Raw genomic sequence first — 9927 nt, 5'->3', positions numbered from 1 at the left:
AATTTGATTCCGGCGGCCTGTGGAGTGGCCTTTGCCTTTCGGCGGACCCGACTTTATCAGAGGTTCTGAGTCGGATTTCCCGCCCCCTGCGGGGGTCTCCCTGCGCACAGGTGCGCGGGGTGCTTCCCGTTCAGGCGGAGACGTAAACGTACTGGAGCGGAGCACCCCGATGCAAATCGGTGCGCTCCGCTCCTGGTTGGCGGCCTACGGCTGCCTGTCCCGTCAGACCTCGACGACGACCGGAAGGATCATCGGGCGCCGGCGGTAGGTGTCCGACACCCACTTGCCCACGGTGCGGCGGACCAGCTGCTGGAGCTGGTGCGGCTCCATCACGCCGTCCTGGGCGGACTTGTTGAGGGCGTCCTCGACCTTGGGCACCACGGCGGTGAACGCACCGTCGTCGATGCCGGAACCCCGTGCCTGGATGTGGGGACCGCCCACGATCTTGCCGGAGGAGCTGTCGACCACGATGAAGACCGAGATGATCCCCTCGTCACCGAGGATGCGGCGGTCCTTGAGGGAGGTCTCCGTGACGTCACCGACCGAGAGGCCGTCGACGTACACGTAACCCGCCTGGACCTTGCCGACGATCTTGGCCTTGCCGTCGATGAGGTCGACGACGACGCCGTCCTCCGCGATGACGATGTGGTCCTTCGGCACGCCGGTCAGCGCGCCGAGCTCGGCATTGGCCCGGAGGTGGCGCCATTCGCCGTGCACCGGCATCAGGTTCTTCGGCTTGCAGATGTTGTAGAAGTACAGCAGCTCGCCCGCCGAGGCGTGGCCCGAGACGTGGACCTTGGCGTTGCCCTTGTGGACGACGTTCGCGCCCCAGCGGGTCAGACCGTTGATCACGCGGTAGACCGCGTTCTCGTTGCCCGGGATCAGCGACGAGGCCAGGATCACCGTGTCGCCCGGGACGATCCGGATCTGGTGGTCGCGGTTGGCCATGCGGGAGAGGGCCGCCATCGGCTCGCCCTGGGAGCCCGTGCAGACCAGCACGACCTCGTCGTCCGGCAGGTCGTCGAGCGTCTTGACGTCGACGACCAGGCCGGCGGGGACCTTCAGATAACCCAGGTCACGCGCGATACCCATGTTGCGGACCATGGAGCGTCCGACGAAGGCGACCCTGCGGCCGTACTCGTGGGCGGCGTCCAGGATCTGCTGGATGCGGTGGACGTGGCTGGCGAAGCTGGCCACGATGATGCGCTTCTGGGCGTTGGCGAACACCGTGCGCAGGACGTTGGAGATGTCCCGCTCCGGCGGAACGAATCCCGGGACCTCCGCGTTCGTCGAGTCGGAGAGAAGGAGGTCGATGCCTTCCTCGCTCAGCCTGGCGAAGGCGTGCAGGTCGGTGAGGCGGCCGTCCAGCGGGAGCTGGTCCATCTTGAAGTCACCGGTCGCGACGGCCATGCCCGCGGGGGTGCGGATGGCGACGGCGAGGGCGTCCGGGATGGAGTGGTTGACCGCGATGAACTCGCAGTCGAAGACGCCGATGCGCTCGCGCTGCCCCTCGGCCACCTCGAGGGTGTAGGGACGGATGCGGTGCTCCTGGAGCTTGGCCTCGATGAGTGCGAGGGTCAGCTTGGAGCCGATCAGCGGGATGTCCGGCTTCAGGCGGAGCAGGTAGGGGACGCCGCCGATGTGGTCCTCGTGGCCGTGCGTGAGGACGATGCCCTCGACGTCGTCCAGGCGGTCCCGGATCGTGGTGAAGTCCGGCAGGATCAGGTCGATGCCGGGCTGCTCCTCCTCGGGGAAGAGCACACCGCAGTCGACGATGAGCAGACGGCCGCCGTACTCGAAGACCGTCATGTTGCGGCCGATCTCGCCCAGGCCACCCAGCGGGGTGACCCGCAGGCCGCCCTTCGGGAGCTTCGGCGGGGTACCGAGTTCAGGATGCGGATGACTCAAAAGACTCTCCTTACCACGCGCGCCACGTACCGCTGAGGGCACGTGGCGCGCATGTCATTCGTGCACTTGCTGTTGTCAGGTGGTGTTTCCGTCGCGAGTTGCCCCGCTTATTCAGTTGTGAAGTCCGTTGTCAGAGCTCTACCCCGCCGGCGGCCAGATCGATCTTGAGCTGGGCCGTCTCCTGGGCGGTGAGTTCCACCAGAGGGAGGCGCAGCGGTCCGGCGGGCAGGCCCTGGAGGGTCAGCGCGGCCTTGGTGGTGATCACACCCTGCGTGCGGAACATCCCGGTGAAGACGGGGAGCAGCTTCTGGTGGATCTCGGTGGCCTTCTGCACGTCCCCGCCGAGATGCGCCTCGACGAGGGCGCGCAGCTCCGGGGTGACGACATGGCCGACGACGGAGACGAAGCCGACGGCGCCGACCGAGAGCAGCGGGAGGTTGAGCATGTCGTCGCCGGAGTACCAGGCGAGTCCGGACTGGGCGATGGCCCAGCTGGAGCGGCCCAGATCTCCCTTGGCGTCCTTGTTGGCGACGATCCTGGGGTGCTCGGCAAGGCGCACGAGCGTCTCTGTGTCGATCGGCACACCGCTGCGGCCGGGAATGTCGTAGAGCATCACCGGCAGTCCGGTGGAGTCCGCTATGGCGCCGAAGTGGCGCAGCAGGCCCTCCTGCGGCGGCTTGTTGTAGTACGGCGTGACGGCGAGGAGGCCGTGTGCGCCGGTGCGCTCTGCCGTGCGGGCCAGCTCGATGCTGTGCCGGGTGTCGTTGGTGCCGACGCCCGCGATGACGTGGGCCCGGTCTCCTACGGCTTCGAGCACAGCCCGTACGAGCTGGTCTTTCTCCGCGTCGCTGGTGGTCGGGGACTCGCCCGTGGTGCCGTTGACGACCAGGCCGTCATTGCCTGCGTCCACCAGATGGGTGGCGAGCCGCTGGGCGCCGTCGAGGTCGAGAGCGCCGTCAGCCGTGAAGGGCGTGACCATAGCGGTGAGGACCCGCCCGAAGGGGGTCTGCGGAGTGGAGATCGGAGCCATGGGTAACACGCTACTCGTTGCTCGGAGCGCCGTACCCCCTCGGGGGGACGAGGAAGAGGAGCCCGGCACTGCCTGCTCGGGGGTTCAAGCAGTGCCGGGTCCGTTTGATCAGCCTAGATGAACTTCACGAAACGCCGCAATACGGACACCGCCTACGGGGCTACCCGTCCATTTTTGTTGAAGGCGGCATGAGTGAGCGGCATCAGCGTCTGCCAGTGCTGTTCCATCTGCTCGCCGACCATTTCGATCTCGCGCTGCGGGAACGACGGCACCTTGGCGAGCTCGTGCTGGGTGCGCAGTCCGAGGAAGTGCATCAGCGACCGCGCGTTGCACGTGGCGTACATCGTGGAGAACAGGCCCACGGGGAGCACGGCGCGGGCGACCTCACGGGCGACTCCGGCGGCGAGCATCTCCTGGTAGGCGTCGTAGGCCTGGCGGTACGAGTCCTCCATGGCGCGGCTGGTGAGCTCGTGCTGCTCGGGGGTTCCCGCGACGAATTCGTACTTGCCGGGACGGCCCTGCTGGATGAGCTTGCGGGACTCCCCCGGGACGTAGAAGACGGGTTCGAGCTCCCTGTAGCGGCCCGATTCCTCGTTGTACGACCAGCCCACGCGGTGCCGCATGAACTCGCGGAACACGAAGATCGGGGCACTGATGAAGAAGGTCATCGAGTTGTGCTCGAAGGGGCTGCCGTGCCGGTCCCGCATCAGGTAATTGATGAGCCCCTTGGAGCGCTCGGGGTCCTTCGTGACCTCTTCCAGGGACTGCTCCCCGGCCGTGGACACACGGGCGGCGAAGAGCACGTCCGAGTCGCTGGCCGCCGATTTCACCAGGTCAACGGTGACATCGCTACGGAAGTGAGCCTTCGTGGGCTCGGGGGTGTCGCTCACCGGCGGGGGTCCTTCCACTTGCTTCGCTCGGGCGGCGTCCACTCTACGGGCCTCCGGACAGCGCTCCTGGCAGGCGTCCTGCAGCGGGAAAATCTTGCATGTGTTCGGCGATTCGGGGCACCGAACGGTCATCCTGTACGTCTGACTCATTAGCAGCACCCGTTACAGAGTTCAAGGAGAGTTTCCTCATGTTCCGCCGGCGTGAATCCGTCCCGTTCTCGTTCGTTGCCGAGGCCGACCGGTTCCGCAGTAATGTCACTCCCCCTCCCCGCGAGCGGGCCAGCACCTCGCAGCTGGCCGCCCGTTCCCTCGTAGGGCTGACGCTGATCGCCGGCTTCGCCGGATCGCTGCTCCTCGGCCTGCCCGCTCTCGACACCGACCGGGCCCCCGCGCACAGTCAGACGTCCGAGGCCTCCCAGCACCGCTGACCCGTACGGGCCCCCTGGGGTGGTAGGCCGGGGGGCTCCTCGGTAGCCTCACCGGGCACAGCAATCGAGCGTGCTTGTGAGTGAGGATCAGTCGTGCCCCTGCCCTTTCTGACGGCCGACCGCGCATTCGACGCGAGCGCGGAGGACATCGCGCTGCCGTTCGACGACCACGACAGCTGGCGGCGGCCCTACCGCCCCGGCCCGTGGCGGGTCGCGGCGGCAGCCACCCTGCTGCTGCTCTCGTCGTTCGTACTGCTCGCGGCGGTGATCATCTCGGTGGCCGGATCGCTGTCCGGCGCGACGGTCTGTTTCGTGCTCTCCGGGGTGGTCATCGCCTGCGCGCTGCGGCTGCTCCGGGTGGGCGCCTGGGTGAGCCGCCACGGCGTCCGCCGGGTGGGCTTCTTCCTCACGACCACCGTGCGATGGCCGGACGCGGCGGCGGTCCGCACGGTCCAGCAGCCGGTGAAGTGGCTCGGTTTCCCGCGTACGGTCCAGGGCCAGGCCCTGATCGTGGTGCGCCGGAGCGGCGAGACGCTGGCGCCGCTGGTCACCGACCACAACGCGGACTTCCTGGCCCGCGCCGAGGCCTTCGAGCGGGCGACCGACACGATCGAGGCCTGGGGCGACGAGTACCGCACCGGCTGACCCACCGGAGCGCTTCCCGCACACGACAAGCCGGTACGGCGCCGCTCAGGCGCGTACCGGCTTGTTCGTGTGCAGGGCGATGGCGCGCTGCATGGCCTTACGGGCCCGAGGGGTGTCCCTCGCGTCCTGGTAGGCGACCGCCAGCCGGAACCAGCAGCGCCAGTCGTCCGGGCTGTCCTCGGTCTCCTCACGGCGCCGCGCGAAGACGGCGTCGGCGGAGTCGCGGTCGATCCGGCCGGACGGGGTGCGCACCAGCTCGTCGACGGGGAGGCCCCCCTCGGCGTCCAGTTCCGCGGCCAGGGCGTTGGCCCTGCGGACGAACTGGGTGTTCTTCCAGAGGAACCAGACACCGATCACCGGCAGGATCAGCACGGCCACCCCGAAGGTGACGGTGAGCAGGGTGCCGTGCCGGATGAGCAGGACACCGCGGCTGCCGGCCAGGACGAAGTAGAAGACCAGGACGGCAGCGGTGACGGCGTAGGTGAGCTTTGCGCGCATGGGGTTGGGCCCAGTCAGTTCAGGTCGAGGAAGTGTTCCAGGCCGAAGGTGAGGCCGGGAGTGGTCACCACACGGCGGGTGCCGAGCAGGATGCCCGGCATGAAGCTGCTGTGGTGCAGCGAGTCGTGGCGGATGGTGAGGGTCTCGCCCTCGCCGCCCAGCAGGACCTCCTGATGTGCCAGGAGGCCGCGAAGGCGGACCGAGTGGACCGGGACGCCGTCGACGTCCGCGCCGCGGGCCCCGTCGAGCGCCGTGGCGGTGGCGTCGGGCTGCGGCCCCACTCCGGCCTTGTCGCGCGCCGCGGCGATGAGCTGCGCGGTGCGGGTGGCCGTGCCGGAGGGGGCGTCCGCCTTGTTCGGGTGGTGCAGTTCGATGACCTCGACGGACTCGAAGTAACGGGCGGCCTGCTCCGCGAACTTCATCGTGAGGACCGCGCCGATGGAGAAGTTCGGCGCGATGAGCACACCGGTCCCCGGGGAGCCGGAGAGCCAGGTGTCCAGCTGCGCGAGCCGTTCGTCGGTCCAGCCCGTGGTGCCGACGACCGCGTGGATGCCGTGCCGCAGGCAGAAGTCGAGGTTCTCCATCACCGACGAGGGCGTGGTCAGCTCGACGACCGCCTGGGCGCCGGTCTCCGTGAGGGTCTCCAGCGAGTCGCCGCGGCCGAGCGCGGCCACCAGCTCCATGTCGTCGGCGGCCTCCACGGCTCGTACCGCCTCGGAACCGATGCGTCCCTTGGCGCCGAGAACGGCCACGCGCAGCTTGCTCATGTGTGTTCTTTCCTTACGGGGTGGTTAGGAGACCGCTTCCTGGAGGCGGTCCGCCTGCTTGTCCTTCAGCGGGCCGATGACCGAGAGCGAGGGCCGCTGTCCGAGGACATCCGCCGCCACCTCACGGACCTCGTCGGGGGTGACCGCCGCGATCTTGGCAAGCATGTCATCGACGGACATCTGTTCGCCCCAGCAGAGCTCGCTCTTGCCGATGCGGTTCATGAGCGCGCCCGTGTCCTCCAGGCCGAGGACGGTGGAACCGGCGAGCTGACCGACCGCGCGGCCGATCTCCTCGTCGCCGAGGCCCTCGCTCGCGACACGGTCGAGCTCGCCGCGGCAGATCTTGAGGACGTCGTGCACCTGGCTGGGCCGGCATCCCGCGTACACACCGAAGAGCCCGCAGTCGGCGAAGCCCGAGGTGTACGAGTACACGCTGTAGGCCAGGCCGCGCTTCTCCCGTACCTCCTGGAAGAGGCGCGAGCTCATGCCGCCGCCGAGCGCGGTGTTCAGGACGCCGAGGGCCCAGCGGCGCTCGTCGGTCCTGGCCAGGCCGGGCATGCCGAGGACGACGTGGGCCTGCTCGGTCCTGCGGTTCAGCAGCTCGACCTTGCCGGCCGCGCGCAGGGTGCGGGAGCCCGCACGGGGCGCCGTGGGCACGGCGTCGGTGCGGCTCAGGGCGCCCGCGCGCTCGAAGGCCCTGCGGACCTGGCGCACGACCGTGGCGTGGTCGACGTTGCCCGCCGCGGCGACGACCAGGCGCGTGGGGTCGTAGTGCTTCTTGTAGAAGCGCGCGATCTGCCCGCGGTCCAGCGCGTTCACGGTGTCGACGGTGCCGAGGACCGGGCGGCCCAGCGGGGTGTCGCCGAGCATGGTGTGCGCGAACAGGTCGTGCACGCAGTCGCCCGGGTCGTCCTCCGTCATCGCGATCTCCTCGAGGATGACACCGCGCTCGGCGTCGACGTCCTCGGGGGCGATCAGGGAGCCGGTCAGCATGTCGCAGACGACGTCGATGGCCAGCGGAAGATCGGTGTCCAGGACCCGCGCGTAGTAGCAGGTGTACTCCTTCGCCGTGAAGGCGTTCATCTCGCCGCCGACCGCGTCGATCGCGGACGAGATGTCGAGGGCGCTGCGCTTGGCCGTGCCCTTGAAGAGGAGGTGTTCGAGGTAGTGCGTCGCACCGTTCAGGGAGGGCGTCTCGTCGCGGGAGCCGACGTTGGCCCAGATGCCGAAGGTGGCGGAGCGGACGGAGGGCAGCGTCTCGGTGACGACGCGGAGGCCGCCGGGAAGAGTGGTCCGGCGGACGGTGCCGATGCCGTTGCTGCCCTTGAGAAGGGTTTGGGTACGGGCGACGGCCCGCCCCTCCGAGGAGGGGCGGGCCGTCGTCACGGAACTACGGGACGTCACTTGTCGGTGTCGTCCTTCTTCTCGTCCTCTTCACCCTCGATGACGGGGATGAGGGAGAGCTTGCCGCGGGAGTCGATCTCCGCGATCTCGACCTGGACCTTGGCGCCGACGCCGAGCACGTCCTCGACGTTCTCCACGCGCTTGCCACCGGCGAGCTTGCGGATCTGCGAGATGTGCAGCAGGCCGTCCTTGCCGGGCATCAGGGAGACGAAGGCACCGAAGGTGGTGGTCTTGACGACCGTACCCAGGTAGCGCTCGCCGACCTCCGGCATGGTCGGGTTGGCGATGGCGTTGATCGTGGCGCGGGCGGCCTCGGCCTGCGAGCCCTGCTGGGCACCGATGTAGATGGTGCCGTCGTCCTCGATCGTGATGTCGGCGCCGGTGTCCTCCTGGATCTGGTTGATCATCTTGCCCTTGGGGCCGATGACCTCACCGATCTTGTCCACCGGGATCTTGACGGTGATGATCCGCGGGGCGTTCGGGGACATCTCGTCCGGGACGTCGATGGCCTCGTTCATGACGTCCAGGATGTGCAGACGCGCGTCACGGGCCTGCTTCAGCGCGGCGGCCAGGACCGAGGCGGGGATGCCGTCGAGCTTGGTGTCGAGCTGCAGCGCGGTCACGAACTGCTTCGTGCCGGCGACCTTGAAGTCCATGTCGCCGAAGGCGTCCTCCGCACCGAGGATGTCGGTGAGGGCGACGTAGTGCGTCTTGCCGTCGATCTCCTGGGAGATCAGGCCCATGGCGATACCGGCGACGGCGGCCTTGAGGGGCACACCGGCGTTCAGCAGGGACATGGTGGAGGCGCAGACCGAGCCCATGGACGTCGAGCCGTTGGAGCCCAGCGCCTCGGAGACCTGGCGGATCGCGTAGGGGAACTCCTCGCGCGACGGCAGCACCGGCACGATGGCGCGCTCGGCGAGCGCGCCGTGGCCGATCTCGCGGCGCTTGGGCGAACCCACGCGGCCGGTCTCACCGACGGAGTACGGCGGGAAGTTGTAGTTGTGCATGTAGCGCTTGCGGGTCACCGGGGAGAGGGTGTCCAGCTGCTGCTCCATGCGGAGCATGTTGAGGGTGGTGACGCCCAGGATCTGGGTCTCGCCACGCTCGAACAGCGCCGAGCCGTGCACGCGCGGGATGGCCTCGACCTCGGCGGCGAGCGTACGGATGTCCGTGACGCCGCGGCCGTCGATGCGGACCTTGTCCTTGATGACGCGCTCGCGGACCAGCTTCTTGGTCAGCGCGCGGTAGGCACCCGAGATCTCCTTCTCGCGGCCCTCGAAGGCCGGGAGGAGCTTCTCGCCCGCGATCTCCTTGATGCGGTCCAGCTCCGCCTCGCGCTCCTGCTTGCCGGCGATGGTGAGCGCCTTGGCGAGCTCGGTGCTGACGGCCTTGGTGAGGGCCTCCAGGACGTCGTCCTGGTAGTCGAGGAAGACCGGGAACTCACCGGTGGGCTTGGCGGCCTTGGCGGCGAGGTCGGACTGGGCCTTGCAGAGCGCCTTGATGAAGGGCTTCGCGGCTTCCAGACCGGCGGCGACGACCTCTTCGGTCGGGGCCTCGGCGCCGTCCTTGACGAGCTGGATGGTCTTCTCGGTGGCCTCGGCCTCGACCATCATGATCGCGACGTCGCCGTCCTCGAGGACGCGACCGGCGACGACCATGTCGAAGACGGCGTCCTCGAGCTCGGTGTGCGTCGGGAAAGCGACCCACTGGCCCTTGATCAGCGCGACACGGGTGCCGCCGATCGGGCCGGAGAAGGGCAGGCCGGCCAGCTGCGTGGAGCAGGAGGCGGCGTTGATCGCGACCACGTCGTACAGGTGGTCGGGGTTGAGCGCCATGATCGTCTCGACGATCTGGATCTCGTTGCGCAGGCCCTTCTTGAAGGAGGGGCGCAGCGGCCGGTCGATCAGGCGGCAGGTGAGGATCGCGTCCTCGGAGGGCCGGCCCTCACGGCGGAAGAAGGAGCCGGGGATCTTGCCGGCGGCGTACTGCCGCTCCTCGACGTCCACCGTGAGGGGGAAGAAGTCGAGCTGGTCCTTGGGCCGCTTGGAAGCGGTGGTGGCCGACAGCACCATGGTGTCGTCGTCCAGGTACGCGACGGCGGAGCCTGCGGCCTGCTTGGCCAGGCGGCCCGTCTCGAAGCGGATGGTGCGGGTGCCGAAGGTGCCGTTGTCGATCACGGCTTCGGCGTAGTGGGTCTCGTTCTCCACTAGTGATTTCTCCATACTCGTCGTCTTTCGTCCTCCCGCCCGTGTGGCGGAGGACGGTGCGGAGAAGCGCACCGTGTGTGCGGGCCGGTCTTCGATCGAAGCCCCCGGGCGTTGCCCCGGGCGCCACTACCGAGGACCGGCGGCGGC

At 68.7% G+C, this 9927-nt stretch carries 9 protein-coding genes; 2 read left to right on the top strand and 7 right to left on the bottom strand.

Annotated elements, in window-relative coordinates; genetic code table 11:
* Window positions 1–222: 222 nt before the first annotated feature.
* The 3 genes from AMK10_RS07295 to thyX all read right to left on the bottom strand — a co-directional run bounded on the left by AMK10_RS07295 (window position 223) and on the right by thyX (window position 3828).
* Entirely contained in the window at window positions 223–1908 is a 1686-nt protein-coding gene (locus AMK10_RS07295) for a ribonuclease J (RefSeq protein WP_073745887.1), read from the bottom strand.
* A gap of 130 nt (window positions 1909–2038) precedes the next feature.
* Window positions 2039–2938: a 4-hydroxy-tetrahydrodipicolinate synthase gene (gene dapA / locus AMK10_RS07290; protein ID WP_073745885.1), complete on the bottom strand. Its 900-nt coding sequence runs from the start codon at window positions 2936–2938 to the stop codon at window positions 2039–2041.
* 152 nt (window positions 2939–3090) lie between these two features.
* The gene (gene thyX / locus AMK10_RS07285; RefSeq protein WP_073745883.1) at window positions 3091–3828 is read right to left on the bottom strand and encodes an FAD-dependent thymidylate synthase; all 738 of its coding nucleotides are present in this window, start codon (window positions 3826–3828) and stop codon (window positions 3091–3093) included.
* 188 nt (window positions 3829–4016) lie between these two features.
* On the opposite strand from thyX, the gene AMK10_RS07280 reads away from it, so the two are divergent.
* Together AMK10_RS07280 and AMK10_RS07275 are read left to right on the top strand one after the other, a co-directional pair.
* On the top strand, window positions 4017–4256 hold the full coding sequence (locus AMK10_RS07280) for a hypothetical protein (RefSeq protein WP_073745880.1): 240 nt from the start codon (window positions 4017–4019) through the stop codon (window positions 4254–4256).
* A 93-nt stretch (window positions 4257–4349) separates the two neighbouring features.
* Window positions 4350–4901, top strand: coding sequence for a hypothetical protein (locus AMK10_RS07275; RefSeq protein WP_073745878.1), 552 nt, complete (start codon window positions 4350–4352; stop codon window positions 4899–4901).
* A gap of 45 nt (window positions 4902–4946) precedes the next feature.
* Here AMK10_RS07275 and AMK10_RS07270 read toward each other — a convergent pair whose 3' ends face one another.
* The 4 genes from AMK10_RS07270 to AMK10_RS07255 are packed head-to-tail and all read right to left on the bottom strand — an operon-like array spanning window position 4947 to window position 9780.
* A complete protein-coding gene (locus AMK10_RS07270) occupies window positions 4947–5399 on the bottom strand; it encodes a tetratricopeptide repeat protein (protein WP_073745876.1) in 453 nt (150 codons plus the stop codon).
* A 14-nt stretch (window positions 5400–5413) separates the two neighbouring features.
* On the bottom strand, window positions 5414–6166 hold the full coding sequence (gene dapB, locus AMK10_RS07265) for a 4-hydroxy-tetrahydrodipicolinate reductase (RefSeq protein WP_073745874.1): 753 nt from the start codon (window positions 6164–6166) through the stop codon (window positions 5414–5416).
* A gap of 24 nt (window positions 6167–6190) precedes the next feature.
* On the bottom strand, window positions 6191–7570 hold the full coding sequence (locus tag AMK10_RS07260) for a M16 family metallopeptidase (protein ID WP_073745872.1): 1380 nt from the start codon (window positions 7568–7570) through the stop codon (window positions 6191–6193).
* Entirely contained in the window at window positions 7567–9780 is a 2214-nt protein-coding gene (locus AMK10_RS07255; RefSeq protein WP_073745870.1) for a polyribonucleotide nucleotidyltransferase, read from the bottom strand. The genes AMK10_RS07260 and AMK10_RS07255 overlap by 4 nt, the downstream gene beginning before the upstream one ends.
* Between the last annotated feature and the right edge of the window lie 147 nt (window positions 9781–9927).

The organism is Streptomyces sp. CB02058, assembly GCF_001905505.1.
GTDB lineage: Bacteria > Actinomycetota > Actinomycetes > Streptomycetales > Streptomycetaceae > Streptomyces.
This window is presented reverse-complemented; position numbering and strand designations above follow the sequence as displayed.